Origin of the sequence: Microbispora sp. NPDC049125, from assembly GCF_040802045.1 — a bacterium.
GTDB lineage: Bacteria > Actinomycetota > Actinomycetes > Streptosporangiales > Streptosporangiaceae > Microbispora.
Genome location: NZ_JBEZDW010000029.1, coordinates 92103 through 117144 on the forward strand (window position 1 = coordinate 92103; position 25042 = coordinate 117144).

At 69.3% G+C, this 25042-nt stretch carries 24 protein-coding genes, 1 rRNA gene and 1 riboswitch; of the genes, 9 read left to right on the forward strand and 16 right to left on the reverse strand.

The window, feature by feature from the left end:
- Nucleotides 1-95: 95 nt before the first annotated feature.
- The 5 genes from groL to AB0B72_RS28635 all read right to left on the reverse strand — a co-directional run bounded on the left by groL (nucleotide 96) and on the right by AB0B72_RS28635 (nucleotide 4817).
- Complete coding sequence (groL, locus tag AB0B72_RS28615; protein WP_367742173.1) at nucleotides 96-1718, reverse strand: chaperonin GroEL; 1623 nt, start codon at nucleotides 1716-1718, stop codon at nucleotides 96-98.
- A gap of 266 nt (nucleotides 1719-1984) precedes the next feature.
- Nucleotides 1985-2185: a cold-shock protein gene (locus AB0B72_RS28620; RefSeq protein ID WP_030509192.1), complete on the reverse strand. Its 201-nt coding sequence runs from the start codon at nucleotides 2183-2185 to the stop codon at nucleotides 1985-1987.
- 257 nt (nucleotides 2186-2442) lie between these two features.
- On the reverse strand, nucleotides 2443-2718 hold the full coding sequence (locus tag AB0B72_RS28625) for a MoaD/ThiS family protein (protein WP_367742174.1): 276 nt from the start codon (nucleotides 2716-2718) through the stop codon (nucleotides 2443-2445).
- Nucleotides 2719-2763: 45 nt separating this feature from the next.
- Entirely contained in the window at nucleotides 2764-4014 is a 1251-nt protein-coding gene (gene thrC, locus AB0B72_RS28630; protein WP_367742175.1) for a threonine synthase, read from the reverse strand.
- Nucleotides 4015-4028: 14 nt separating this feature from the next.
- Nucleotides 4029-4169, reverse strand: a riboswitch (SAM riboswitch).
- A gap of 96 nt (nucleotides 4170-4265) precedes the next feature.
- Nucleotides 4266-4817 carry an RNA polymerase sigma factor gene (locus AB0B72_RS28635; protein ID WP_367742176.1) on the reverse strand — a complete coding sequence of 184 codons (552 nt, stop codon included), beginning with the start codon at nucleotides 4815-4817 and terminating at the stop codon, nucleotides 4266-4268.
- Between the two features lie 103 nt (nucleotides 4818-4920).
- Between AB0B72_RS28635 and AB0B72_RS28640 the strand changes: the two genes are divergently transcribed.
- Nucleotides 4921-6345: a trehalose-6-phosphate synthase gene (locus tag AB0B72_RS28640; protein ID WP_367742177.1), complete on the forward strand. Its 1425-nt coding sequence runs from the start codon at nucleotides 4921-4923 to the stop codon at nucleotides 6343-6345.
- A 13-nt stretch (nucleotides 6346-6358) separates the two neighbouring features.
- Here the strand turns inward: AB0B72_RS28640 and AB0B72_RS28645 are convergent, their stop codons facing one another.
- The 8 genes from AB0B72_RS28645 to AB0B72_RS28680 all read right to left on the reverse strand — a co-directional run bounded on the left by AB0B72_RS28645 (nucleotide 6359) and on the right by AB0B72_RS28680 (nucleotide 13976).
- The gene (locus tag AB0B72_RS28645; RefSeq protein WP_367742178.1) at nucleotides 6359-6961 is read right to left on the reverse strand and encodes a hypothetical protein; all 603 of its coding nucleotides are present in this window, start codon (nucleotides 6959-6961) and stop codon (nucleotides 6359-6361) included.
- A 9-nt stretch (nucleotides 6962-6970) separates the two neighbouring features.
- Nucleotides 6971-7792 carry a trehalose-phosphatase gene (gene otsB, locus AB0B72_RS28650; RefSeq protein WP_367742179.1) on the reverse strand — a complete coding sequence of 274 codons (822 nt, stop codon included), beginning with the start codon at nucleotides 7790-7792 and terminating at the stop codon, nucleotides 6971-6973.
- Nucleotides 7789-8070, reverse strand: coding sequence for a DUF3263 domain-containing protein (locus AB0B72_RS28655; protein ID WP_367742200.1), 282 nt, complete (start codon nucleotides 8068-8070; stop codon nucleotides 7789-7791). Before AB0B72_RS28655 ends, otsB begins: the two co-directional genes overlap by 4 nt.
- A gap of 178 nt (nucleotides 8071-8248) precedes the next feature.
- Nucleotides 8249-9265, reverse strand: coding sequence for an ABC transporter ATP-binding protein (locus tag AB0B72_RS28660; protein WP_367742180.1), 1017 nt, complete (start codon nucleotides 9263-9265; stop codon nucleotides 8249-8251).
- Entirely contained in the window at nucleotides 9249-10280 is a 1032-nt protein-coding gene (locus AB0B72_RS28665; protein ID WP_367742181.1) for an ABC transporter ATP-binding protein, read from the reverse strand. Before AB0B72_RS28665 ends, AB0B72_RS28660 begins: the two co-directional genes overlap by 17 nt.
- Nucleotides 10281-10293: 13 nt before the next feature.
- Complete coding sequence (locus AB0B72_RS28670) at nucleotides 10294-11244, reverse strand: ABC transporter permease (RefSeq protein WP_367742182.1); 951 nt, start codon at nucleotides 11242-11244, stop codon at nucleotides 10294-10296.
- Nucleotides 11237-12163 carry an ABC transporter permease gene (locus tag AB0B72_RS28675; RefSeq protein ID WP_367742183.1) on the reverse strand — a complete coding sequence of 309 codons (927 nt, stop codon included), beginning with the start codon at nucleotides 12161-12163 and terminating at the stop codon, nucleotides 11237-11239. The genes AB0B72_RS28670 and AB0B72_RS28675 overlap by 8 nt, the downstream gene beginning before the upstream one ends.
- Nucleotides 12164-12290: 127 nt before the next feature.
- Entirely contained in the window at nucleotides 12291-13976 is a 1686-nt protein-coding gene (locus AB0B72_RS28680; RefSeq protein WP_367742185.1) for an ABC transporter substrate-binding protein, read from the reverse strand.
- 394 nt (nucleotides 13977-14370) lie between these two features.
- On the opposite strand from AB0B72_RS28680, the gene AB0B72_RS28685 reads away from it, so the two are divergent.
- The 4 genes from AB0B72_RS28685 (at nucleotide 14371) to AB0B72_RS28700 (ending at nucleotide 16865) form a co-directional block, all read left to right on the forward strand.
- A complete protein-coding gene (locus AB0B72_RS28685; protein WP_367742187.1) occupies nucleotides 14371-15276 on the forward strand; it encodes an ABC transporter permease in 906 nt (301 codons plus the stop codon).
- Complete coding sequence (locus AB0B72_RS28690; RefSeq protein WP_367742188.1) at nucleotides 15269-16066, forward strand: ABC transporter ATP-binding protein; 798 nt, start codon at nucleotides 15269-15271, stop codon at nucleotides 16064-16066. The genes AB0B72_RS28685 and AB0B72_RS28690 overlap by 8 nt, the downstream gene beginning before the upstream one ends.
- A gap of 26 nt (nucleotides 16067-16092) precedes the next feature.
- Nucleotides 16093-16629 carry a YbhB/YbcL family Raf kinase inhibitor-like protein gene (locus AB0B72_RS28695; protein ID WP_367742189.1) on the forward strand — a complete coding sequence of 179 codons (537 nt, stop codon included), beginning with the start codon at nucleotides 16093-16095 and terminating at the stop codon, nucleotides 16627-16629.
- 62 nt (nucleotides 16630-16691) lie between these two features.
- The gene (locus tag AB0B72_RS28700) at nucleotides 16692-16865 is read left to right on the forward strand and encodes a hypothetical protein (protein WP_367742191.1); all 174 of its coding nucleotides are present in this window, start codon (nucleotides 16692-16694) and stop codon (nucleotides 16863-16865) included.
- Nucleotides 16866-16918: 53 nt separating this feature from the next.
- Here AB0B72_RS28700 and AB0B72_RS28705 read toward each other — a convergent pair whose 3' ends face one another.
- Nucleotides 16919-17908, reverse strand: coding sequence for a hypothetical protein (locus tag AB0B72_RS28705; protein ID WP_367742193.1), 990 nt, complete (start codon nucleotides 17906-17908; stop codon nucleotides 16919-16921).
- Between the two features lie 549 nt (nucleotides 17909-18457).
- Between AB0B72_RS28705 and AB0B72_RS28710 the strand changes: the two genes are divergently transcribed.
- The 4 genes from AB0B72_RS28710 to AB0B72_RS28725 all read left to right on the forward strand — a co-directional run bounded on the left by AB0B72_RS28710 (nucleotide 18458) and on the right by AB0B72_RS28725 (nucleotide 23322).
- Complete coding sequence (locus tag AB0B72_RS28710; protein WP_367742194.1) at nucleotides 18458-19027, forward strand: DUF1707 domain-containing protein; 570 nt, start codon at nucleotides 18458-18460, stop codon at nucleotides 19025-19027.
- A 59-nt stretch (nucleotides 19028-19086) separates the two neighbouring features.
- The gene (gene plsX / locus AB0B72_RS28715) at nucleotides 19087-20115 is read left to right on the forward strand and encodes a phosphate acyltransferase PlsX (protein WP_367742196.1); all 1029 of its coding nucleotides are present in this window, start codon (nucleotides 19087-19089) and stop codon (nucleotides 20113-20115) included.
- A gap of 47 nt (nucleotides 20116-20162) precedes the next feature.
- Entirely contained in the window at nucleotides 20163-21884 is a 1722-nt protein-coding gene (gene argS / locus AB0B72_RS28720; RefSeq protein ID WP_367742197.1) for an arginine--tRNA ligase, read from the forward strand.
- A 106-nt stretch (nucleotides 21885-21990) separates the two neighbouring features.
- Complete coding sequence (locus AB0B72_RS28725; RefSeq protein WP_367742201.1) at nucleotides 21991-23322, forward strand: hypothetical protein; 1332 nt, start codon at nucleotides 21991-21993, stop codon at nucleotides 23320-23322.
- Between the two features lie 483 nt (nucleotides 23323-23805).
- Here the strand turns inward: AB0B72_RS28725 and AB0B72_RS28730 are convergent, their stop codons facing one another.
- Nucleotides 23806-24186: a cell division protein SepF gene (locus AB0B72_RS28730; RefSeq protein ID WP_367742198.1), complete on the reverse strand. Its 381-nt coding sequence runs from the start codon at nucleotides 24184-24186 to the stop codon at nucleotides 23806-23808.
- Nucleotides 24187-24951: 765 nt separating this feature from the next.
- A 5S ribosomal RNA gene (gene rrf, locus AB0B72_RS28735) occupies nucleotides 24952-25042 on the reverse strand; the annotation flags it as partial.

Genomic DNA, 25042 nt, shown 5'->3' on the forward strand with positions numbered 1-25042 from the left:
CGGGTTCCCGGTGGTGGCCGGATCCGTCCCCCGGAAACCGAGAAGGGGCCGCTCCGGAAAAGCACCGGAGCGACCCCCTCGGATGGAGCGAGGGACTAGAAGTCCATGTCGCCGCCGCCGGGCATGGCGGGGGCCTTCTCCTTCTCGGGCTTCTCGGCGATGACGGCCTCGGTGGTGAGGAACAGCGCCGCGATGGACGCCGCGTTCTGCAGCGCCGAGCGGGTCACCTTGGCCGGGTCGATGATGCCCGTCTCGAACATGTTGACGTACTCGCCGGTCGCGGCGTTGAGGCCCTCGCCCGCAGGCAGGTTGCGGACCTTCTCCACCACGACGCCGCCCTCGAGGCCGGCGTTCACGGCGATCTGCTTCAGCGGCTCCTCGAGCGCCTTGCGGACGATCGCCGCGCCGGTCGCCTCGTCACCGTTGACCTCGAGCTTGTCGAAGGCGTTGGCGCCCGCCTGCAGCAGCGCCACGCCACCGCCGGGGACGATGCCCTCCTCGACCGCGGCCTTGGCGTTGCGCACGGCGTCCTCGATGCGGTGCTTGCGCTCCTTGAGCTCGACCTCCGTCGCCGCGCCGGCCTTGATGACGGCGACGCCGCCGGCCAGCTTGGCGAGGCGCTCCTGGAGCTTCTCGCGGTCGTAGTCGGAGTCGGTGCGGTCGATCTCGGCGCGGATCTCGTTGACCCGGCCGGAGATCTGCTCGGCGTCACCGGCGCCGTCGACGATCGTGGTCTCGTCCTTGGTCACGACGACCTTGCGAGCGCGGCCGAGCAGGTCGAGGGTGGCGTTCTCGAGCTTGAGACCGACCTCCTCGGAGACGACCTGGCCACCGGTGAGGATGGCGATGTCGCCCAGCATGGCCTTGCGGCGGTCACCGAAGCCGGGGGCCTTCACGGCCACGGACTTGAACAGGCCGCGGATCTTGTTGACGACCAGGGTCGCCAGGGCCTCGCCCTCGACGTCCTCGGCGATGATGACCAGGGGCTTGCCAGACTGCACGACCTTGTCGAGCAGCGGGAGCAGGTCCTTGTTCGCCGAGACCTTCGAGTTGACGATGAGGATGTAGGGGTCTTCGAAGACCGCCTCCATGCGCTCGGGGTCGGTCACGAAGTACCCGGACACGTAACCCTTGTCGAAGCGCATGCCCTCGGTGAGCTCAAGCTCGAGGCCGAAGGTGTTGCTCTCCTCGACGGTGATGACGCCTTCCTTGCCGACCTTGTCCATCGCCTCGGCGATGAGCGCGCCGATCTCGGGGTCGGCGGCGGAGATGGAGGCGGTGGAAGCGATCTGCTCCTTGGTCTCCACGTCCTTGGCGAGCTTGGACAGCTCCTCGCTCACGCGCTCGACCGCCGCCTCGATGCCCTTCTTCAGGGCCATCGGGTTGGCGCCGGCGGCGACGTTGCGCAGGCCCTCGCGGACCAGCGCCTGGGCGAGCACGGTGGCCGTGGTGGTGCCGTCACCCGCGACGTCGTCGGTCTTCTTCGCGACTTCCTTGACCAGCTCGGCGCCGATCTTCTCCCACGGGTCCTCGAGCTCGATCTCCTTCGCGATGGAGACGCCGTCGTTGGTGATCGTGGGAGCGCCCCACTTCTTCTCCAGCACGACGTTGCGGCCCTTCGGGCCGAGAGTCACCTTCACGGCGTCGGCGAGCTGGTTCATACCGCGCTCGAGACCGCGCCGGGCGTCCTCGTCAAACGCGATCATCTTGGCTGCCATAAGGCTAGACCTCCCAGTAGCAGGGTGGCTTCAGCGGACCGAGCCGACGCCCGCGACGGCATGGGCCCGCTTTCCCTACTACGAGCCCCATCGCCCCGATCCCGATTGTTGTCACTCTCGACCTCAGAGTGCCAAACAAGTATTTAGCACTCTACCCCTGCGAGTGCAAGCGGAAGCCATGCTGACCAGGTTGGACAAGATGTCCAGCTATGTCGGAGGCCCGGCCCGCGCGTGGCGGGCCGGGCCTCCGGATGGTCCATGACGGCTCAGACGGCCCGGACAGCCTCCGCCTGGGGGCCCTTCTGACCCTGCGTGATGTCGAACTCCACCCGCTGACCCTGCTCGAGGGCCTTGTAACCGTCCATCATGATTGCCGAGTAATGGACGAACACGTCCTTACCACCGTCTACCGCGATGAAGCCGTAGCCCTTGTCCGCGTTAAACCATTTGACGGTGCCCTGCGCCACTTTCCGACTCCTCTTGCTGGGCTGGGGACCACACACAAGAAGCCCCCGGTTTCGTCGATCGTCATCGACCATACCCGTGTCAAGGCGTAGGACAACAGAGTCAATCCGCAAACTACACGACACCGTTCGCTGAAAGCGGGATCGGGCCTTATTCGGTTTAGTACGCGATAGTTGAGAATTGCATCATATGCGGATAGGCCTCTCAACTTCGGCAACGATAGAAGCCCATGTCAGGTGCTCGCACCCGGCGTAACGGCTCAGCCTCCCGCGACGGCGGGGATGACCGAGACCTGCACGCCATCCGGCGTGGGTGTGTCCAGTCCCTCAGAGAATCGGACGTCCTCTTCCCCTACGTAGACGTTGACAAAACGCCGCAGCTTGCCCGTTTCGTCGAGGATCCTTCCCCCGATGCCGGGGTAGTCGGCGTCCAGCTTCTGGAGGACCTCGCGGAGCGTTCCTCCCTCTCCCGACACCTCCGCGACCCCGTTGGTATACGTACGCAGAATCGTCGGAATCCGCACGGAAACGCTCATTGCTGTCTCGCTTTCGTTGCTCGATATGGGTTTCGGGAAGCGTATTCAGTTGGCGAAAGCCGTACGGAACGCGTCGAGGGAGGGACGGATGACGGCGGCGGGCCGCGCGTGGGAGGCGACGGCGTCGAGCGTCTTCAGCCCGTCCCCCGTGTTGAGCACGACGGTCTCCGCATCGGGGTCGAGCCGGCCGTCGCGAGCCAGCTTGCGCAGCACACCGACCGTGACGCCGCCGGCGGTCTCGGCGAAGATCCCCTCGGTGCGGGCCAGCAGGCGCATGGCGTCGACCACCTCGCCGTCGTTCACGTCCTCCACGGCGCCGCCCGTGCGCCGGGCGATGTCGAGCACGTACGGCCCGTCGGCGGGGTTGCCGATGGCGAGCGACTTGGCGATGGTGTTCGGCTTGACCGGCTGCACCACGTCGTGCCCCGCCTTGAACGCTCCCGAGACCGGGGAGCAGCCCTCGGCCTGGGCCCCGAAGATCCGGTACGGCCGGTCCTCCACGAGACCGAGCTTGATGAGCTCCCGGAAGCCCTTGTCCACCTTCGTGAGCTGCGAGCCCGACGCCACCGGGATGACGATCTGGTCGGGCAGCCGCCAGCCGAGCTGCTCGGCGATCTCGAAGGCCAGCGTCTTGGAGCCCTCGGCGTAGTACGGCCGGAGGTTGACGTTGACGAAGCCCCACTTCTCGCCCAGCTCGTCGCCGATGAGCTCGGAGCAGAAGCGGTTCACCTCGTCGTAGGTGCCGTCGATCCCCACCACGCGGCCGCCGTACGCCGCAGCCATGGTGATCTTGGCCTCTTCGAGGTCGGAGGGGATGAAGACGCAGGAGTCGAGCCCCGCGCGGGCCGCGGCGGCGCCGACCGCCCCGGCGAGGTTGCCGGTGGAGGAGCACGACAGCGTGTGGAAGCCGAAGTTGCGCGCCGCCTCAAGCGCGATGGCCACGACGCGGTCCTTGAACGAGTGGGTGGGGTTGCCCGAGTCGTCCTTGACGTGCAGGGAGCGGAGCCCGAGCTCGGCCGCCAGCCGGTCGGCCTTCACGAGCTTGGTCCAGCCGGGCTGGAGATTGGGCTTGTCCAGCACGCCGGCGGGGACGGGGAGCAGGCATCGGTACCGCCAGATGTTCGCCGGGCCGGACTCGATGTCCTCCCGGCGCACCTGTCCGAAGTCGTAGGCCACCTCAAGTGGCCCGAAACACTCGGTACAGGCGAAGATCGGCCCGAGATCGTAGAGGGTTCCGCATTCGCGGCAGGAGAGCCCCTTCGCGGGGCCGAACTCGGGAGCGTCGGTGTGCGCCATGAAGCGAGGCCTTTCCCTCATCTTCGCTCGCGGCCACCTTGGTCGCGAGCCGGAATTGGCACCTGTCCCGGCCGGGCCTCGTGGACACGAGATCGGTCACCGGGAAGGTTGCCGGGGCTTCGCAGGGCCGGTCCCTCCACCCCTCTGGATGAGCATCTTCAGTTGTCACCTGTCGCGAGACAGGTCTTCAGCACTGTACCTCGCCGTCCCCGTTGTCCGTTCCGCTGTCTCGAAAGGCGAGATGGGACGTGTCAGCCGTACGCCTCGCCGAGCGCGGCCTGCACGTACTTGCGGGCCTGGTGGATGCGCGACTTGACCGTTCCCAGGGGGATTCCGAGCTGGTCGGCCACCTCGGAGTAGTCGAGCTGGCAGATGTCGCGCAGCACGAGCGCCTGGGCGAGCTCGGGCCTCTCCGCCTCCAGGGACTCCATGGCGTCGAGCAGGTCGAGCCGCGACCCGGCGATGACGCTGACCCGGTGCGGGTCGGGACGCTGGTCGGGCAGCTCCTCCGCCTGCTCGGACGCGCGGCGCTTGAGCGTGCGGTAGGTGGTCCTGGCGCAGTTGACGGTCACGATGTGCAGCCACGTGCTGAACTTCGCGCGCCCCTCGAACCTGGCGATGTTGCGGGCCACCGCCAGCAGCGTGTCCTGGCAGGCCTCCTCCGCGTCCTGCCGGTACGGTAGAAGGCGCTCGCAGTGCCGCAGCACGTCGGGCTCGATCCGGCGGAGAAGCTCGCCGAGCGCACGGTGATCACCCTGAGCGGCCGATCGGGCCAGGTCCTCGGTCGTGTCGTCCAGTGCCATGCCGAACCAAGCCTTTCCCCAATCGCTGACATCCTATTGCCCGCTGTCGGCTTTTAATTAATCTTCCGGCATGCGCGCCCGCTCAGCCCCGGGGAGCCGAACCATGAGCAGCACCGTCCTGATCGCCTCCAACAGAGGGCCGGTCTCCTTCACACTGTCGGACGACGGCGCACTGACCATGCGCAGAGGCGGGGGCGGGCTCGTATCGGGCCTGTCGGAGGTGGTCGGCGACTCCCCCGCCGTGTGGGTCTGCGCCGCGCTGTCCGACGGAGACAGGGGCGCCGTGCGCCTCGCCCCCGGCGGCCGGCTGGACCAGGCGTTCGACACCGGCCCGGTCCGGATGCTGGACATCCCCCCGGCGATCTTCCACCGGGCCTACAACGCCGTGGCCAACTCCACCCTGTGGTTCGTCAACCACCTGCTGTACAACACGCCCCAGTCGCCGCAGTTCGGCACCCGCTTCCGGCGGGAGTGGGAGTCGTACCGCGACTACAACGGGGCGTTCGCGTTCGCGCTGGCCGAGGAGGCGGCGCACGGGGCGCGGGTGATGGTGCAGGACTACCACCTGACCCTCACTCCCGCGATGCTCCGGGTGGAGCGGCCCGATCTGCGCATCGCGCACTTCTCCCACACCCCCTGGGCGCCGCCGGAGTACTTCTCGCTGCTCCCCGACGACGTCGCGGCCGAGGTGCTGTCGGGGATCCTCGGGGCCGACCACGCCGGCTTCCTCACCGCGCGGTGGGCCCGCGCGTTCATGGACTGCTGCGAGGCCTTCCTCGGCGCCCAGGTGGACCACGGCGCCCGCACGGTCGCGTACGAGGGCAGGACCACCAGGATCGGCGTCCACCCGCTCGGCGTGAACGGAGAGGCGCTGCGCGAACGGGCGGCCGAGCCCGACGTCGAGTCGCACATGGCGGCGATCAGGGCCCTCGTGGGCGACCGGAGGCTGATCGTGCGGATCGACCGCACCGAGCTGTCCAAGAACATCGTGCGGGGGCTGACGGCCTACCGGGAGTTCCTGGCCGCGCATCCCGAGTGGCACGGCAAGGTCGTGCACCTCGCGTTCGCCTACCCGTCCCGGCACGACCTGCCCGAGTACCGCGAGTACACCGCCGCGGTGCAGCGGTGCGCCAAGGAGATCGAGGACGAGTACGCCACCGAGGACTGGGACCCTCTGATCCTCAACGTCCACGACGACTACCCCCGGTCGCTGGCGGCGTACCGGCTGGCCGACGTGCTGCTCGTCAACCCCATCCGGGACGGCATGAACCTGGTGGCCAAGGAGGGCCCGATCCTGTCCCCGCGCTGCGCGCTCGTGCTGTCGCGCGAGGCCGGCGCGGCCGTCGAGCTCGGGGCCGACTCGCTGCTGGTCAACCCCTTCGACGTGACGGGCACGGCGGCCGCCCTGCACGAGGCGCTCATCCTGCCCGAGGAGGAGCGGGTAAAGCGGTGCGCCCGGCTGCGCGAGGCGGCCACGGCCCTGCCGCCGCAGCGCTGGTTCGAGGACCAGCTGGCCGCCCTCTGGTGACGTGGGGCCGGCGTCAGTTCCACGACGCGTGCTTGAGGATGGCGCTCAGCCCCGGGGTGTTCCACTGGTCGATGACCAGGATCTTGGACTTCGGCAGGTACCACTCCCGCTGCGTGTAGTGGCCCTTCACCTTGTACGTCGTCATGGACACGCAGGTGCCCGACCACTCGCGGTAGTAGGCCTTGTGGCCGGGGCCGATCTGGCGCAGCCCCTTGCCCGCCGGCTTCATCTGCCCGATGTAGAGCCGCTTGTCGTACGGGCAGGGCCCGACGTCGGTGGCCGGATAGAACGGGCCGTCAGGGCTGTACGGCCGGAACAGCTCGTGGCCCACCTTGAGCGCCTTGGGCCCCATGACCCAGAAGCTGTGGCAGCCGGAGTCGCGGAAGCCGAACGTGTCCGTGCGGAAGGGCGGGCACGGGCCGGTGATCACTCGCAGCCAGTCCTTCTGCCGCTCGACGATCTTCCAGGTCTTCGGAATGGTCAGGGTGAGGCCCTTGCGCAGGTGGAGCTGCTTGGTGCTCCCGCTGTCGCTCGCGAAGGCCGCCGCGGGGCTCGCGGCCACGCTCGCCAGCACGGCGAGGCCGGCCAGGCCGGCCGTGATCGTCTTGTTCGGCATGCCCGCAGGCTAGGCCCCGGCGCTTGCAGAACGCTTGCCGATCGCTTCGGCCAGCTCCCGGAGGAGGGCCACGACCCCCGCCGGGCCGTCCACCACCACATCGGCCCGGGCCGCGAGCTCGGTCACCTCGGCCGAGCCGCTGCAGACGGTGACCCCCGGGACGCCCGCGGTCTCGACAGCCGCGAACGCCGCGAGATCTCCCAGGTCGTCGCCGAAGAACATGACCGACCGCGCCTCCCGCTCGGCGAGGAACGCCGCCAGCGCCTGGCCCTTGTCCATCCCGGCCGGCCGGAGCTCCAGCACCAGACGTCCCGGCTCCACGACCAGCCCCGCCTCCTCGGCGAGCCGCGCGACCGGGCCGCGCAGCGCCGCGAGCACGGCGTCCGGGTCGGCGCACCTGCGCGTGTGCACGGCCACGGCCTGGACCTTGTCCTCGATCAGGACGCCCTCGTACGGCGCCGCGAGCTCGGGCAGCCGCGCGCGCACCAGCGCCAGGCCGGGCGGCGGAGGCGGCGCGGCGATCCGGCCCTCCTCCCAGCGCTCCAGGCCGTAGTGGCCGAGCACCACGAGGCCCGGCACGTCCGCGAGGGACGGCCCTCCGGGGACGTCCCCGAGCGCGATGGCCGTGGCCGGCGGGCGGCCGGTGACGATCACCACGGCGCGGACCAGGACGGCGAGGCCGGCCAGAGCTGCGGGAGCGGCGGGGTGGACGCGTGCGGCGGCGGGGTCCGGCACGATCGGGGAAAGTGTGCCGTCGAAGTCGAGCCCGATCACGGCTCCGGCCGGATCGGCGAGGATCGCGTCGAGGGCGGCGTTCCGGGGAAGGGTCATGGTCTCATTCCGAAGCGGCGGGCGGCGCGGTCGCGCTGGCGGCCCGCTCTCATCCTGCGCAGCCGCTTGATCAGCATGGGGTCGTGCTCCAGGGCCTCGGGCCGGTCGATGAGCTCGCCTAATAACTGGTAGTAGCGGGTCGCGGAGACGCCGAACGTCTCGCGGACGGCCTGCTCCTTGGCGCCCGCGTAACGCCACCACTGGCGCTCGAAGGCGAGGATCTCGCGGTCGCGGTCGGAGAGGGGGACTCGGTCTTCGCCGGCCGGTTCGGTGTCCATCCGCTCCTCCTCGATGGGCTCGCAGACCCGTCCCATCGTAGTAGGCCAACTCGGGGTGTTCCGGCCGGATCGGCGGATGCGGGGATTCCAGGTATGGCGCGCACGCGTAAGACCGCCGGAGACCGCCACCGCCCCGGGCGCGCCCTGCGGCCGCCGCCCGGGGCCTTTCCGGCCGTCCCTAGCGGGCGTCGACCACGTCGCGCGCCTCCGCGAAGTGGCAGGCACTGGGGTGGTCGGCGCCCGGACGGATCTCCAGCAGGGGCTCCTTCTCGGCGCAGACGTCCTGCGCCTTCCAGCAGCGGGTGCGGAAGTGGCAGCCCGAGGGCGGGTTCGCCGGGGACGGCGGGTCGCCCTGCAGGATGATCCGCTGCCTCTGCTCGCGGCCCTCCGGGTTCGGCACCGGCACGGCCGACAGCAGCGCCTGCGTGTACGGGTGCGTGGGACGCTCGTAGATCTGGGTGTCGCGGCCCAGCTCGACGATCTTGCCGAGGTACATCACGGCGACGCGGTCGGAGATGTGGCGGACCACCGACAGGTCGTGCGCGATGAAGATGTAGGCCAGGTTGAACTCGTTCTGCAGCCGCTCCAGCAGGTTCATCACCTGCGCCTGGATCGACACGTCGAGCGCGGAGACCGGCTCGTCACAGATGATGATCTCCGGCTGGAGGGCCAGCCCGCGGGCGATGCCGATGCGCTGCCGCTGGCCGCCGGAGAACTGGTGCGGGTACCGGTTGATGTGGTCGGGGTTGAGGCCGACGACTTCGAGCAGCTCCTGCACCTTCCGGCGCCGGTCGCCCTTGGGCGCGACCTCGGAGTGGATCTCGTACGGCTCGCCGACGATGTCGCCGACCGTCATCCGGGGGTTCAGCGAGGTGTACGGGTCCTGCATGACCATCTGGATGTTGCGGCGCATCCGCTTGAGCTCGCCGCCCTTGGCCTTGGCGATGTCACGGCCGTTGACCTTCACCGACCCCGACGTCGGCCGTTCCAGCGCCATCAGGAGCTTCGCGAGGGTGGACTTGCCGCAGCCGGACTCGCCCACGACGCCCAGCGTCTCGCCGCGGTGCAGGTCGAAGGAGACTCCGTCGACGGCCTTGATGGCGCCGACCTGCCGCTTGAAGACGATGCCCTGGGTCAGCGGGAAGTGCTTGACCAGGTCGCGTACTTCGAGGATGGACTCAGCGGGAGCCGTCATCGAGAACCTCCCTCCAGTAGTGGCAGGCGCTGTCGCGGGTGCCGCTGATCGAGTACAGCGGGGGAACGTCGGTCACGCAGTTGTCCCGCCGGTAGGGGCAGCGCGGGTGGAAGGCGCAGCCGGTCGGCATCTCCAGCAGGTTCGGCGGCATGCCCTTGATGGCGTACAGCTCCTGCCCCTTGAGGTCCACCCGGGGGATCGACTCCAGCAGGCCCTTGGAGTACGGGTGTGCCGGGCGGGCGTACAGGTCGTGCACCGGGGCGTGCTCGACGATGCGCCCGCCGTACATCACGGCGATCTTGTCGGCCACGTCGGCCACGACGCCGAGGTCGTGGGTGATCAGGATCAGGCCCATGTCGCTCTCGCGCCGCAGATCCGACAGCAGCCCCATGATCTGGGCCTGCACGGTCACGTCGAGCGCGGTGGTCGGCTCGTCGGCGATCAGGATCTCCGGGTCCAGCGCGATGGCCATGGCGATCATGATGCGCTGGCGCATGCCGCCGGAGAACTGGTGCGGGTAGTCGTTGACGCGCTCCTTGGCGGCCGGGATGCGCACCCGGTCCATGAGCTCGATCGCCTTCTTCTTGGCCTCCGACCGGGAGGTGCCGCGGTGCTGGCGGAACATCTCGGCGATCTGCCAGCCGACCGGGAAGACCGGGTTCAGCGCGGACAGGGCGTCCTGGAAGACCATGGAGATGCCCTCCCCGCGGATCTTCCTGCGCTGGTCCTCCGGAAGCGACAGAAGGTCGACGCCGCGGAAGCGGATCTGCCCTCCGGTGATCTTGCCGGGAGGCATGTCCAGAATGCCCATGATCGTCTGTGCGGTGACGCTCTTGCCGGAGCCGGACTCGCCCAGCACGGCGAGCGTCTCTCCCGCGTCCACGCTGTAGGTGACGCCGTTGACCGCCTTGGCCACCCCCGCGCGGGTGTGGAACTCCACGTGGAGGTTCTCCACCTCGAGGAGGGCGCCGCTGTGGGAGCCGCCCGCCGCGTGCTCGGAAAGCACCTGTGTCACTGGCTGTGCCTCCTCATCGAAGCTTGGGGTCGAGGGCGTCCCGCACGGCTTCACCCAGCATGACGAAGGTCAGCACGCACAGGGACAGGAACACCGCGGGGAAGAGCATCGCGTGTGCCCCGGTCCTGATGTAGCGGGTGTGGTCGGCGATCGCGATGCCCCAGGAGATGACGGGCGGCCGCAGGCCGATGCCGAGGAGCGAGAACGTCGCCTCGGCGCCGATGTAGCTGCCGACGGTGATCGTGGAGTACACGAGGATCGGCGCCAGCGAGTTCGGCAGGAGATGCTTGAAGATGATCCGGAACGGGCCCGCCCCCAGTGCCCTGGCGGCCTGCACGTAGTCCTGGTGCTTGGCCTGGAGGACGGCGGAGCGGGCGATGCGCATGAGGATCGGCCAGCCCAGCACCGCGAGCACGAGGATCACGACCGCCATGATCATGAACTCGTTCGGGCTGGTCTGCGCCGGGGCGATGGTGCCGAGGATGATGATGCCGCCCAGCACGTACGGCACGCCCAGCACCATCTCGCCCAGGCGGGAGAACAGCGAGTCCACCCACCGCGCGTAGTACGCCCCCAGCACGCCGGCCACGCCGCCGAGCAGGACGGTCAGCAGCGTGGCCAGGACGCCGACGACGATCGAGGCCCGCGCGCCGTAGATGCAGCGGGCGAAGACGTCGCGGCCCTGCAGGTCGTATCCGAACCAGGCTTCCCCGCTCGGCCCGTCCATGCCCTTCGAGAGCGTCGCGAAGTTCGGGTCCTTGCTGGTGAACAGCGACGGGAACGCCGCCATCAGCAGGAACAGGATGAGCATCACCAGGGAGATCCAGAAGATCGGGCGCCGCTTCAGGATGTCCCACGTGTCGACCCACAGGCTCCGCGGCCGGTTCGACCGGGTGGGGACCGCGGGCTCCGACGGGTCCCCGACCCCCTGCACCAGGTCTTGCGTAACAGCCGGGTCACTCATAGCGGATCCTCGGGTCGAGCACGCCGTAGAGGAGGTCGACGAGCAGGTTGGTGATGAGGTACACGAGCACCAGCAGGGAGGCGATCGGGACCACGATCGTGAAGTCCTGACCGGTGATCGCCCGGAAGAGCAGACCGCCGATCCCGTGGATGTTGAAGATGCCCTCGGTGATGATCGCGCCGGCCATCAGCGAGCCCACCTCGGTGCCGAGGAACGTCAGCACCGGGATCAGCGAGTTCCGCAGCAGATGCACGCCGACCACCCGCCGGTTCGGCAGGCCCTTGGAGATCGCCGTGCGGACGTAGTCGGAGCGGCGGTTCTCCACGATGCTGGTCCGGGTCAGGCGGGCCGTGAAAGCCATGTTGAGGCTGGCGAGCACGAAGGCGGGGACGATGAGCTCGGTGATCGTGGCCTCGTCGGAGACCGTTGGGTTGATCACCTGCAACTGCACGCCGAGCAGCCACTGCAGCAGGTAGCCGGTGACGAAGACCGGCAGCGACAGCAGGATGAGCGTGGAGATCGTCACGATGTTGTCGAGGAAGCCGCCGCGCTTGAGACCGGAGAGCACTCCGGCGCCGATGCCGATGACGGCCTCGATCGCCACCGCGAGGAGCGCGAGCCGGATGGTGATCGGCCAGGCGTCGGCGAGCTGACTGGCCACGGGGACTTCGTGGAAGTCGACGCCCATGTTCCCCGTCAGCATGTTCTTGAGGAAGTTCCAGTACTGGACCAGGACGGGCTGGTCCAGGCCGAACTGCGCGCGCATCGCGCTGACATACGCGTCAGGGCAGGGGCGCTGGCCGCACCGGCCGGCGAACGGGTCACCGGGCAGCTGCCAGACCATGTAGTTGATGAGGAAGGTCGTGCCGAGCAGCACGGGTACGAGTTGCAGCAGGCGCCGGATGGCGTATCGGCCCATGTGCACCTCCAGTCTGACGCTAAAGGTCGTACATGCGCCCCCCGTAGGTCAACACAGGGGCGTCAACGGACAGCCGCCGAGGCCGGCTCCGGTCCGGAACCGGCCTCGGGGCACGTGCGAACCGGGGTCAGGCTTCCTTGATCGCGATGGACAGCGGGTCGAGGACGCCGAACGGCGTGACCTTGACACCCGTCACCCACTTCGAGGTGCCGGCCTGCAGGCCGTACGACCACAGCGGAATGGTCGGCAGGTCCTGCGCCAGCATAGCCTCCGCCTCCTGGTAGTCGGCGATGGACTTCGCCGGGTCCGTGGCGGTGTCGGCCTCGTGCAGCTTGGCGTCCAGCGCCTTGTTGCTGTAGAGCCCGTCGTTCGAGGACGCGTTGGTCTTGACCAGCGGGTTCAGGAAGTCCTCGATGTGCGGGTAGTCCATCTGCCAGCCGGTGCGGAACATGCCCTTGATCTTGTGCTCCGTGATGACGCTGCGGAACTCGTCGAACGTCGGCATGGCCTTGCCCACGACCGTGAAGCCGGCGTCGGCGCCCAGGGCCTGGTTGATGCTGTTGGCGGTGGCGTCCACCCACTCCTTGTGCGCGGAGTCGCCGTTGTACCAGATCGGGAACTCCTTGGGCGGGGTGTACCCGGCGGCCTTCGCCTTGGCCAGGTACTCCTTGGCCTTGGCGGGGTCGAAGGTGCACAGGTCGCCACAGGTGCCGGCCTTGTACCCCTCGACGATCGGGGAGGTCCAGGCGTCCAGCGGCACGCGGCCCTTGTTGAAGATCTTGTCGGTGATCGTCACCCGGTCGATCGCCAGCGAGATGGCCTTGCGGAAGTCGGCGTTGCCGCCGAACTCCTTGTCGTACAGCGGGAACGAGACCGTCTGGATGACACCCTGCTGGCCCTCGATGGCCCGGTCGCCGAGGTCGCTCTTCCACTTGTCACCCGCGAGGGCGGACGGCGGGACCAGCTCGGTGAAGTCGAGGTTGTTGGACAGCAGGTCGGCGTAGGCCGCGTCGTCGTCCTTGTACATCTTGTAGACGATCTGCTTGACCTTCGGCTTCTCCGTGCCCACGTAGTCGGGGTTGGCGGCGACCACGATCTGCGAGTTGTGGTCCCACTTCACGAACTTGAAGGGGCCGTTGGTGACCGGGTTGGCCGCGAACGCCTTGGGGTCCTTGAAGAAGGCCTCGGGCAGCGGGGCGAAGGTCACGTAGCCGAGCTTGGTCCGGAACACCGCGATCGGGGAGGACAGGGTGACCTTGAACGTGGTGTCGTCGACCACTTCGAGGCCGGACATCTTGTCCGTCTCGGGCTTGGGAGCCTCCTTCGGGCCGTCGGGGCCGTCGGGGTCGGCCTTGTTGACCTTGTCGAAGCCCTCGATGTCGGCGAACCAGGAGCTGCCGATCTGGGCGTTCGGCGAGTAGGCCGTGTAGTTCCACGCGTCGACGTAGTTCTTCGCGGTGACCGGGCTGCCGTCGGACCACTTGAGACCCGGCTTGAGCTTGATCGTCCAGACCTTGTTGTCGCTGGTCTCGATCGACGCGGCCTCGTCGAGCTCGGGGGCGGCCGTGTCCGAGTTGAACTTCACCAGCTTGCTGTACACGAAGTCGTTGATCGTGCCGCCACAGGTCTCGTTGATGTTGCCGGGAACGAAACCCGTCTGAGGCTCACAGCCGCGGATGTACACGGTGCCATCGGCCGCGCGGGGGTTGCCGCTGCTTCCGGAGCCGCCGCCGCTGCCGCCGCCGCAGGCGGCGACACCCAGCGCTAGCAGCGCGGTGCCGGCGGCGATCTTCGCGCCCTTAGTCACGCGCATGGTGGATTGGTCCTCCCTCTAAGGATGAACGTTCCCGCTGGTGAGACCACCGGTTTGCCGGGCACGGTCAAGCCAGCTGACGTCCTGCCAGTCGTCCGCGAGCATCCCTCACCATACGCACCAGAGGAGTCTCTGACGCGTTGCAGTTCGGTCACACGTGCGTCAGTGGGGCGTCACACGCATTCCATCGTGCGAGCACCAAACAGCCAGGTTCCCTGCAAACCACACATTATGGCACTTAAGCGACATATCACCCCAATTGCGGCCGAGAGGTCCCGGTGAGACCCGTGCCGTTGTCCCCACATCAAGGTGTCCTGAGCTACCTTTGACCAAGTCGCAGCCAGTGCGGGTGCGGCAGCCGTCCCACCGACCTCCATCCAATAGAGTCCTTGCCATGAGCCAGCCGGAATCCGCGCTCGCGGACGCCCAGGCGGGCGGCCGAGCCCCGGAGTCGCTGGCCGCGCTCGCCCAGCGTCACGGACTTCGACGCGCCATCGCCCGCCCCAGCATGCCCGCCTACCTGCGCCAACTGTGGGACCGGCGGCACTTCATCCTCACGTACGCCACGTCGCGCAACGTCTCGAAGTACTCCGAGTCGATGCTCGGGCAGCTCTGGCAGGTGCTGACGCCGCTGCTCAACGCGCTCGTCTACTGGCTGATGTTCGGCATCATCCTGGCCCAGAGCAAGTCCATCGCGCACTACCCGGCGTTCCTCATCACCGGAGTGATGGTCTTCACGTTCACCCAGCGCACGGTGACGGGCGGCGCCAAGTCGATCTCCTCCAACCTCTCGCTGATCCGCGCGCTGCACTTCCCCCGCGCCTCCCTGCCCCTGGCGTACGCCATGCAGGAACTGCAGCAGCTCGGCTGGTCGATGGGCGTGCTGATCCTCCTGGTGCTCGTGATGGGCATGCCGATCACCACTCTGTGGCTGCTCATCCCCGTCGCCCTGCTCATGCAGCTGGTCTTCAACATCGGCCTGTCCATGTTCATGGCCCGCGTCGGCGCGTTCGCCCGGGACATCAACCAGCTGCTGCCGTTCATCACGCGGACCTGGCTGTACGCCTCCGGCGTCTTCTACGAGATCAGCGACAAGACCAAGGACCTGCCGGACATCCTCAGATGGGCCCTGGAGTTCAATCCGGCGGCGGCTTACATCGAGTTCATGCGCGACCTGCTTATCTACCAGAGGTTCCCCGAGCGCTGGGCGTGGACCACGTGCGCGTTCTGGGCCGTGTTCGCGCTGATCGTCGGGTTCTGGTACTTCTGGCGGGCCGAGGAGAGGTACGGGCGTGGGTGAGCTGACCGAGGAGCTGTCCCAGGTGACCTCCGACGACGCACCGGTGGGAACGCCGACCGTCATCGTGGACGACCTCCACATCGTCTACAAGGTGTACGGCTCGGCCAGCGAGGCCGAGAAGGGCAACGCCGCGACGGCGCTCATGCGCGTCCTGCGCCGGCAGGCGCGCCCGCAGGTGAAGGAGATCCACGCCGTCAAGGGCGTCTCCTTCGTCGCCCACCACGGCGAGGCGATCGGCATCATCGGGCGCAACGGGTCCGGCAAGTCGACCCTGCTGCGCGCCATCGCCGGGCTGCTCCCGCCGCACAAGGGCGCCGTCTACACCAACGGCCAGCCGTCCCTCCTCGGTGTGAACGCCGCGCTGATGAAGGAGCTCACCGGCGAGCGCAACATCGTGCTCGGCTGCTACGCCATGGGCATGTCCCCGGCCGAGGTGCGGGAGAGGTACGACGAGATCGTCGACTTCTCCGGCATCGGGGAGTTCGTCCAGTTCCCCATGTCGACGTACTCGTCCGGCATGGGCGCGCGGCTGCGCTTCGCCATCTCCTCGGCGAAGACCCACGACGTGCTGCTGATCGACGAGGCCCTGGCCACCGGCGACCGCGACTTCAAGCGCAAGAGCCAGGACCGCATCAAGCAGATGCGCGACGCCGCCGGGACCGTCTTCCTGGTCGCCCACAACCTCGAAGTGATCGAGGAGACCTGCAACCGGGTCATCTGGCTGCACAAGGGCAAGATCAAGATGCAGGGGGACCCCCAGGAGGTCCTGGAGGCCTACAACAAGGCATGACGACCGCATAGGAGGGGGTTCACACCGTGCCCACGCCGCCACCGATCCCGTACGACCACCTGCCCGAGGTGCCCGCGCTGACCGTCGAGAGCGACGACGTCCGCGACGGCGAGCGTAAGCCCGACGCCCACGTCTTCAACGGCTGGGGGATGACCGGGCAGAACCTCTCCCCCCACCTGCGCTGGTCCGGCGCGCCCGAGGGCACCAGGAGCTACGCGGTCACCTGCTTCGACCCGGACGCCCCCACGGGCAGCGGCTTCTGGCACTGGCTGCTGTTCGACATCCCGGCCGGCGTGACCGAGCTGCCGACCGGGGCCGGCACCGGTCCCGAGTTCAAGGGGCTCCCCGAGGGGGCCCGGCACGCGCGCAACGACTTCAGCGCCAAGGAGTACGGCGGCGCGGCCCCGCCGCCCGGCCACCCCCACCGCTACATCTTCGCCGTGCACGCCCTGGGGGTCGACAAGCTCGACGTGGAGGGTGACACCCCTCCGGCGGTCGTCGGCTTCAACATCACCGCGAACACGCTCGCCCGAGGGTATATCGCACCCGTGTACGAAACCTGATACACGCGGGGTCGCTGTTCCACTATGATTCGAACGGAGATTCGACATAGGGGAGGGGCGGGATGAGTGACCTGGCGACGGCGATCGACAATCTGGCCGCCGAGGATCCGTTGGAGCTTCCCTCCGGGACGCTCACCGAACAGCTCATGGACCTGCACTGGCAGATGGCCCGCCTGCAGGCGCAGATCGCCCGGCGCACTCATCTGCGCACCGTCACCGGCACCTTGGCGCACTGAACGGCCGGCACCCACAGGGTGCCGGCCGTTTCCACGTCGGACGAAGGAGAGTGTCAGCTCCCCGCACCCGACCGCGCGTTCTGCGGGATCGCGCCGTTGAAGGTGGAGGGGACCGAGGAGACGGCGCTCGACGCGGCCGCGTCGGCGGTGGCGGCCGACGAGCTGGCGGTGGCCGCGCTCTGGGCCGTGGCCTGAGCCGTGGCCTGGGACGTCGTGGCGACCGGAACAGCGGCCGTGTCGTGTGCGGTCGTGACCACCGCGTTCACGTTCGCGTTGACGTTGGCGTCGACCTGCGCTGCCGTGTTCTGGGTGGTGGTCGTGAGCGTGGTGGCCGTCGGGGCGGCCGGGGTGTCGCACGGGACCAGCGCGAGCAGACCACCGGCGCTGCCGCCGGTCGCCGCGACCGCGCCGTTGAGGTTGACGAGCGCGTTGAGGTGGGCCGCCAGATCCAGGTTCACATTCGCGGCCACGGCGGCGCCGACCGTGGCGACGGCCGGAGCGGTGCCGTAGACCACGCCCGCCGTCTGACCCGAGGTGACGACGACCGGGTGGCCGATCTGGGCGAGGAGAGCCGCGCAGGCGTCGAGCTTGGCCGCGAGCGTGGCGTTGATGTGCGCGTCGATGTCGACGATCGCGTTCACGACGGCGCACAGGTGCACCTGGAGGGCCGCGACCACGTTGGCGCTGAGGTCGACGGTGGCGTGGGCGATGACGTTCGCCGCGATGGCGGCCGCGGCGGTGATGTGCGCGTTGGCGTCGGCGGACAGGTCGGCGGTCGTGGTGCCCGCGAGGTTGGCCACGGCGACGAGGTCGGCGCGGAGCTTCGCGGTCAGGTTCACCGCCACAGTCGCCGTCGCGTCGGCCTGGGCGGTGGCGACGGCCGTCGCCCCGCCGACCGTGTCGGCCCGCAGATCGGCCAGGAGCCGGACGACGGCCGCGATCCGGGCGTCGGTGCAGGTGTCGGCGCACACGTCGGCCTGAGCGGGCGCGGCGAGCATGCCGGCGATGCCGACCGTGACGGCGACGACGGCTGTCCTAACCACTCGTTTCATTTAACTTGCCCCCGGTTCATATTCCTTTTCACGAGAGTGGGAATGACGAACCCAAGAACCCCCGTGCGTCGGCGTGCGCCGACAAAGACGACGGCATTTCTATCACCTTGGCCGGGGGGTGCGATTACTGCCGGAGCCGGGCTCCACCCGAGGTCAGGGCCGGGAAAGTCCGGACAAAGAACGGCCCACGCCCACCCAGGAGTCAGGCGACACCCGGCCGCGAGCAAGGCTCGGTAAAAATAGCGCCAGGCCGGGCGTCATATCTTTCCTCTCCTTTTAGCGCCGCACTCACGCCGCATTCCACGATTCCCTTCCGATCGCCGGCGTCTCACGGTCAGAAGGCCGGTGGACGTCCCCTGGGGCCCGCGGCCAGGAGGGGTCCGGCCGGGCCGCGGCGGCGGAGCTCGCGAGGAGGCAGGTGCCAGGAGGCACGTGCGAGGGGCGCATGCGAGAGGCTCGCACTAGTGCGCCTTGGCGGAACGCCGGAAATCAGGGTTTTCCCCTATCGCGACATATCTCGACCCTGGGTACTCTGGGCACGTGACTTCCCTCACTCCGTACGCCGGCGACGATCCCACTCAGCGCGCCTCCGACGCCGATCGCGACCGGGTCGCGGCCATCCTCGGCGAAGGCCTCGCCACCGGCCGCCTGACCAGCGCAGAGCACGCCGACAGGCTCGACGCCGTCTACAGCGCCGTGACACTCGGCGAGCTCGTCCCCGTGGTCAAGGACCTGCCTCCCGAGGTGGTCCGGCACACGCCGGGCCCCGGCGCCGACCGGCATCGGGTCTCCGCGGTCTTCAGCAAGATCATTCGTCGTGGGCGCTGGGTCGCCGGGCGGCACACCGAGCTCAACGCCACGTTCGGTGCGCTGATCGTCGACCTCAGCGACGCCGTCCTTCCCGGCCGCGAGGTGACGCTGGAGCTGAACTCCCTGTGCGGCAAGCTCATCGTGACCGTGCCAGGCAACTCCAGAGTCGTCGACGAGGGCAGCGCGCTGTTCTCCAAGCGGTCCGTCACGGGCGGCAGCCCCGGCGACGGCCCGCTGATCCGGATCACGGGAAGCGCGCGCTTCGGCAAGATCGTCGTGACCCGGGGTCGCTCCGTCTGAGCGCGGCCCGAGCGGGTGCGGCCGAACCTGGCGCTCCTGACAGGACCTAGGATGCGGCCATGCAGCCCGGAGGCCGTCCCCTGCCTGTGGCCCTCGACGCCATGGGCGGCGACAACGCGCCCGGGGAGATCGTCGCGGGAGCCGTACAGGCGGTGCGGGAGCGCGGCGTCCCCGTCGTGCTGGTCGGGCAGCCGCGGGTCCTCCAGCAGGCCCTTGACGAGTTCGGCGCCACCGGGGAGATCCCGATCGTGCGCGCCGAGGAGGCGCTCGCCATGGACGAGGGCGCCCTGGCGAGCCTGCGGCGGCCGCGGTCGAGCATCGCGATCGCCTGCCATCTCGTACGGCGCGGCGACGCCTCGGCCGTCGTGTCCGCCGGGTCCACCGCCGGGGTCGTCGCGACCGGCCGGCTCCGGCTGCGCGGCCAGCAAGGGGTCGTCCGGCCGGCCATCGCGGTCACCCTGCCGACGCGGCCCCGGCCCACGGTCCTGCTGGACGCCGGGGCGACGGCCGACGCGAAACCCGAGATGCTGGTCCAGTTCGCCCACCTCGGGGTGGCGTACGCGCAGGTGGGGTTCGACATGGCCACCCCCAGGGTCGGGCTGCTCACGATCGGCTCGGAGGCGGAGAAGGGCAACAAGCTCGCCAAGCGGGCGCACGAGCTCCTCGCCGCCGCCCCCGGCATCGACTTCACCGGCAACATCGAGGGCCACGACCTGCTCACCGGCAGGGTCGACGTGGTCGTCACCGACGGATTCACCGGCAACGTCGCGCTCAAGACGCTTGAGGGAAGCGTCCGGTACGCCTTCAGCGAGCTGAGGGGCACCATCGAGGAGAGCCGCGTGGCGAAGCTCGGCGGCCTTCTCCAGCGGGCACGCCTGCGGGAGCTGCGCGACCGGCTCGACCCCGAGGCCCAGGGCGGCGCCGTACTGCTCGGCCTGAACGGCACCGTCGTGATCGCGCACGGCTCCTCGCGGGCGCGCGGGATCGCCGGGGCCTGCGAACTCGCCGCCCGGCTCGCCGGGCAGGGGATCGTGCCCAGGATCGGCGAGCGGGTCGGGTCCACCCCCAGATCCCACCGCCGCCGCTGACCGTTTATTGGAAAGGGGAACGACCTGCGCGCCGATAAGCTTGGTGCATGACCGACCCGCAACTCGTGCTCGCCGAGCGCGTCCAGCAGGCGCTGGGCGCCGCCTTCGGCCGGGAGCACACCACCGAGGACCCGTTGATCAGGCCGTCCCAGTTCGCCGATTACCAGGCGAACTTCGCGCTGAGCCTGGCCAAGCGGCTCCGACGTGCGCCGCGGGAGGTCGCCCAGGCCGTGGCCGCCGCGATCGACACGAGCGACCTCACGGTGGAGGTCAGCGGCCCGGGCTTCCTCAACCTGACGCTCGGCGACGGCTGGATCGCCCGGCAGGCGGAGCTCCTGCTGCGCGACGAGCGGCTCGGCGTGCCGCAGCGCACGTCCCAGACCGTCGTGGTCGACTACTCGGCGCCCAACGCGGCCAAGGAGATGCACGTCGGCCACCTGCGGACCACGATCGTCGGCGACACCCTGGCCCGTGCCCACGAGCACATAGGCGACCAGGTGATCCGGCAGAACCACCTCGGCGACTGGGGCACGCAGTTCGGCATGCTCATCGAGCACCTGCTCGACGTCGGCGAGGACGAGACGCTGAGCAGGCTCGCCGCCGGCGACGGCAACGCCTTCTACCAGGAGGCGCGCAGGAAATTCGACGGCGATCCCGCGTTCCAGGAGAGGTCCCGCCGCCGGGTGCCGCTCCTCCAGGGCGGCGATCCCGACACGCTGCGGCTGTGGCAGGAGTTCATCGAGTACACCAAGCGCTACTTCAACCGCGTGTACGAGATGCTCGGAGTCACGCTCACCGACGACGACATCGCCGGCGAGAGCATGTACAACCCCATGCTCGCCGACGTCTGCGACGAGCTGGAGCACGCCGGGGTCGCGGAGATGAGCGAGGGCGCGCTCTGCGTCTTCCCGCCCGGCTTCACCGGCCGCGACGACCTGCCGCTGCCGCTCATCATCCGCAAGAGCGACGGCGGGTACGGCTACGCCACGACCGACCTCGCCGCCATCCGCTACCGGGTGCGCGACCTCAAGGTCGACCGCGCCCTGTACGTCGTCGGGGCCACGCAGGCGCTCCACTTCCAGATGGTCTTCGCGGCCGCCCGGATGGCCGGCTGGCTGCACGACGACATCCAGGCCGAGCACATCCAGATCGGCAGCGTGCTCGGCAGCGACGGCAAGATGTTCAAGACCCGGAGCGGCGACTCGGTCAAGCTGACCGAGCTGCTGGAGGAGGCGATCCTCCGGGCGGAGGCCGTCATCGCCGAACGCGGCTACGACGCCGCGGCCCGCAGGGAGATCGCCCGCCAGGTCGGCATCGGCGCGGTCAAGTACGCCGACCTGTCGGTCAGCCACGACAGCGAGTACGTCTTCGACTTCGACCGCATGCTGGCCCTGACCGGCAACACCGGGCCGTACCTGCAGTACGCCACGGCCCGCATCCGGTCCATCTTCCGGAACGGGGCGATCGAGCCGGCCTCGGCGGTGGGGCCGATCATCCTTGGCCACCCCGCCGAGCGGGCGCTCGCGCTGCAACTGCTCGGGTTCGGATCGGTCGTCGAGGCCGTGGCCGAGCTGTCCGAGCCGCATCGCCTGTGCAACTACCTGTTCGACCTCGCCCAGGCGTTCACGTCGTTCTACGAGAGCTGCCCGGTGCTCAAGGCCGAGGACGAGTCCGTACGGCAGTCGCGTCTCGCGCTGTCGGCGCTGACGTTGCGGGTGCTGCTGCGCGGCCTCGACCTGCTGGGCATCGAAGTCCCCGAGCGGATGTGAACGGCGGCCCATCGGCGCGCCTCGTCAGCCGGCACCCGGCCAAGCCTCTAGTCTGGCGCGGTCAAGGGAGTGCCAGCCGATCCCTCGGGGAGCATTGCGCGTGAGCATGGACCTGACCACGAGCCCTGACCCGGGAAACGTGGCCGACGCGACGGAGCTGCATCGCTATGCCGAGGCGCTGCTCGTCCAGCTGGCCGCGGAGGGGACGGCGCCGGATCTTCCGCCCGGCGTCGCGGACGTGCCCGGCTACTGGCTCGCGCCGGCCGTACACGCCCTGACGCTCATCCTGTCGGGCAAGGACGCCCTGGAGCCGTGCGCGCTCGCCGCGCAGCTCGACGAGCGGCGCACGGCACTGTTCCTGTGCCTGACGCTGGCCGTCTGCGGGCACGGCGACCGCATCCACGCCTCGTGGCTCGGCACCGCGTTCGGAGAGTTGTCGCAGGACCGGCCGGTCACCTCCGGTCAGCGCGCCCTGTGGCTCGCCGCCGCCCGGGGCGCGTACGGGCCGGTCGGCAAGATCTTCGTCCTGCGCAAGCTGGACGCCATCGCCGTGGCCGCCGAGGACGACCAGTGGCTGAAGGCCCTCGTCCCCGAGGAGACCTCTCCTGGGGAGGATCCGGCACCGCCCGTGCCTCGGTCACTGCGTGAGCTTCCCGAGCTGGCGGGCCTGCCGGAGATCCAGAGGCCCGCGCGTGCCGCCGCCCGGCTGCGCCGCCTGCGTGAACGATGCGTGGAGATCACTTCCGCCCCGCGGCCCGGCCAGGTCAGCGAGGTGGCCACCGGCGCGACCTGGCCGGACGCCGAGCCCCTCGCCGTGCTGCGGACGCTCATCGGCCAGGGTGGCCAGGAGGGCCCGCTGAGCTCGCTGAGCGGGCACCTGCTCCATGACGTACGGCCGGAGGCCGACCCGCACCTCGCGGCGCTCGCCCTTCACGTGGCGGCGCCGGCGGTGCGGACGGCGGCCGAGTCGCTGGCCGAGCTGGTCAAGGAGCCCCCACCGGAGTCGATCACGGTACCGATCCTTGGATACCCGGTCATCCTCCGGCCCGAGGGCCCCGACCAGGAGAGCATGGCCGCCACCGAGCAGCGGCTGGTCACCGAGTCCGTGCCCAGGAGGGCGCGTCCGTGGCTGGGGTACCTGCTGCTGGTGGCGGCCGTCGCCGTGTTCGCGGCCGGTTTCGTGGCCTTCCCGCCGATCGCGCTCGTGGGGCTGGCCCTGGGAGGCTGGGGTGGCTTCCTGCTCTGGCGCCATCGGGCACAGGAGCACGCCGACGTGCGATACGTCCAATCCCGGGCGGGCGACCTGTCCGAGCTGGCGGACAAGGCCGTGTGGGCGCTTCACGAGTACGCGCGCGAGTCCGAGGAGCGTGCGGCCACGGCCGCCGATGACCTGACCGAAGTGATCAAGCTTCTGCGTCGCGGCCCCCGGGCCGCGTAGGAACGCCGATTAGCAGCGCAGGGGCTCTGGAGTGGCGGCGCCGGGGCTTCGATGTCAGCGGCGTGGGGACTTCACGGTGGCAACGGTGAGGCTGTGGGGCACCGGAGGCCGGCGGGGGATTTTGGGCGGTCGCGGAAGTTTCGCCGGCTCTGGACGGGCCTGGGGACTACGGAGGCTCGCAGGCCGTGACTTGGGAACTACGGGGGGCCTCGCGGGCCTGGACTCGGGGGCTACGGGGGCTCGCGGGCCTGGACTCAGGGGCTACGGGGGCTCGCGGGCCTGGACTCAGGGGCTACGGGGGCTCGCGGGCCGGGAGGGGGCCGGAAGCTCGCCGGCCGATGAAGGGGCGGGAGGCTTCGGCGGGCTCGGACGTGGCGTTCGGATGGATGCCGAGCTCCGGGAGCGCGGAGGGGGTCCGCGAAGCTCCGGTCCGGATAGTTTGGGGGCTGCAGTTCGGGGGTCTTGGGGGGTGAACGGGGAGGCTCAGGCGCTGGAGACCTCCACGGTGACCGGCGTGATGAGGAAGACCTTGTCCGCGATCCGCTCGATCCGGCCCTCGCAGCCGTACGCCAGGCCGGCGGCGAAGTCGACCATCCTGGTCGCCTCGGCCGTCGACATGCCCACGACGTCCATGACCACGGCATAGCCCTCGCGGAAGTGCCTTCCGACGGTGAGGGCGTCGTCGTACTTCCGGGGGCGGACCATGACGATCCTCGCCGGCTCGGCGGCCGGCTGCCAGCGCTTGGCCGCCCGCTCCGCCGCCGGCATCCAGTCCTCGGCGTACTCCTCGTCGGCGTAGGCGTCGTCATACTGCTCGGCCCCACCCAGGCCAAGGTAACTTGCCACCCTGCGCACTGCCCCCATCGGCTCGTCCTTTTCCGGCTTGTCCTTGTCCGGGCCTGTCCCGATAAGAGGGACCGTAATCGACGCTTCCGCGCGACCCCTCCGACACGCCCGGCCATTTAATTGATTTTGGCTGGATGATGCCGAGTCCGGGTGCGTGGTGCTCTGTAGTCGGTTCCGTCAACCCTTCCAAGATAACTCTAACCGGACGGTTACCCCGCGTGAGCTTCCGCAAACCCTACAGATTCGGATGTTCTGGAGGGTGGAAACGGACAGGGATGATTCCGCTGGTGAGAGCCTTGGAGCCACGCGAGAAACTTCAGCCACGACCTGTTGTTCGACCGCGGCTCGTTGCCGGCGTCAAGGTCTGGACAGTTGAGGGTGGACAGGCGTGACTCCCGTCAGCCGGAGCTGGAACGAGCCGTCAGCCGGAGCTGGAAACGAGCCGTAAGCCGGAGCTGGGAACGAGCCGTCGGCCGGGGCCGCGGAACGAGCGGCGCTACGGGCCGACGGCGACAGGCGTTCCCAAGGATGGCGGGCGGAGACGTTTTCGGGGAGACGCTGCGCTCGTCTGGAAGCGTGCGGTCCTCGCGAAGCCCGCTCCGCTGGGCCTTCGCTGCGGTCCTCGCTTCCAGCCGGCCTCCGCTCCCACAACCCCGGCCCAGCCGTCGGCCCCCCTATACATCAGGGCTCGTCTCTCGGCCGGGTGGGCAGCAGGGAAAGGCTTCGTGGAAACAGAAAAAGCCACCCCATTCGGGGTGGCTTCTCCTGGTGGAACAAATGATTGTCCGGCGGTGTCCTACTCTCCCACACCGTCCCCGGTGCAGTACCATCGGCGCTGGAAGGCTTAACTTCCGGGTTCGGAATGTAACCGGGT

What these genes read in the sequence shown, in the direction of transcription:
- AB0B72_RS28685 (WP_367742187.1), top strand. Translation starts at nt 14,371, where the DNA reads ATGAGCCAGCCGGAATCCGCGCTCGCGGACGCCCAGGCGGGCGGCCGA.
- AB0B72_RS28655 (WP_367742200.1), bottom strand. Translation starts at nt 8,070, where the DNA reads ATGGACACCGAACCGGCCGGCGAAGACCGAGTCCCCCTCTCCGACCGC.
- AB0B72_RS28730 (WP_367742198.1), bottom strand. Translation starts at nt 24,186, where the DNA reads ATGGGGGCAGTGCGCAGGGTGGCAAGTTACCTTGGCCTGGGTGGGGCC.
- AB0B72_RS28700 (WP_367742191.1), top strand. Translation starts at nt 16,692, where the DNA reads ATGAGTGACCTGGCGACGGCGATCGACAATCTGGCCGCCGAGGATCCG.
- AB0B72_RS28675 (WP_367742183.1), bottom strand. Translation starts at nt 12,163, where the DNA reads ATGGGCCGATACGCCATCCGGCGCCTGCTGCAACTCGTACCCGTGCTG.
- AB0B72_RS28635 (WP_367742176.1), bottom strand. Translation starts at nt 4,817, where the DNA reads ATGGCACTGGACGACACGACCGAGGACCTGGCCCGATCGGCCGCTCAG.
- AB0B72_RS28640 (WP_367742177.1), top strand. Translation starts at nt 4,921, where the DNA reads ATGAGCAGCACCGTCCTGATCGCCTCCAACAGAGGGCCGGTCTCCTTC.
- AB0B72_RS28625 (WP_367742174.1), bottom strand. Translation starts at nt 2,718, where the DNA reads ATGAGCGTTTCCGTGCGGATTCCGACGATTCTGCGTACGTATACCAAC.
- argS (WP_367742197.1), top strand. Translation starts at nt 20,163, where the DNA reads ATGACCGACCCGCAACTCGTGCTCGCCGAGCGCGTCCAGCAGGCGCTG.
- AB0B72_RS28725 (WP_367742201.1), top strand. Translation starts at nt 21,991, where the DNA reads ATGGACCTGACCACGAGCCCTGACCCGGGAAACGTGGCCGACGCGACG.
- plsX (WP_367742196.1), top strand. Translation starts at nt 19,087, where the DNA reads ATGCAGCCCGGAGGCCGTCCCCTGCCTGTGGCCCTCGACGCCATGGGC.
- AB0B72_RS28660 (WP_367742180.1), bottom strand. Translation starts at nt 9,265, where the DNA reads ATGACGGCTCCCGCTGAGTCCATCCTCGAAGTACGCGACCTGGTCAAG.
- AB0B72_RS28645 (WP_367742178.1), bottom strand. Translation starts at nt 6,961, where the DNA reads ATGCCGAACAAGACGATCACGGCCGGCCTGGCCGGCCTCGCCGTGCTG.
- otsB (WP_367742179.1), bottom strand. Translation starts at nt 7,792, where the DNA reads ATGACCCTTCCCCGGAACGCCGCCCTCGACGCGATCCTCGCCGATCCG.
- thrC (WP_367742175.1), bottom strand. Translation starts at nt 4,014, where the DNA reads ATGGCGCACACCGACGCTCCCGAGTTCGGCCCCGCGAAGGGGCTCTCC.
- AB0B72_RS28670 (WP_367742182.1), bottom strand. Translation starts at nt 11,244, where the DNA reads ATGAGTGACCCGGCTGTTACGCAAGACCTGGTGCAGGGGGTCGGGGAC.
- AB0B72_RS28680 (WP_367742185.1), bottom strand. Translation starts at nt 13,976, where the DNA reads ATGCGCGTGACTAAGGGCGCGAAGATCGCCGCCGGCACCGCGCTGCTA.
- groL (WP_367742173.1), bottom strand. Translation starts at nt 1,718, where the DNA reads ATGGCAGCCAAGATGATCGCGTTTGACGAGGACGCCCGGCGCGGTCTC.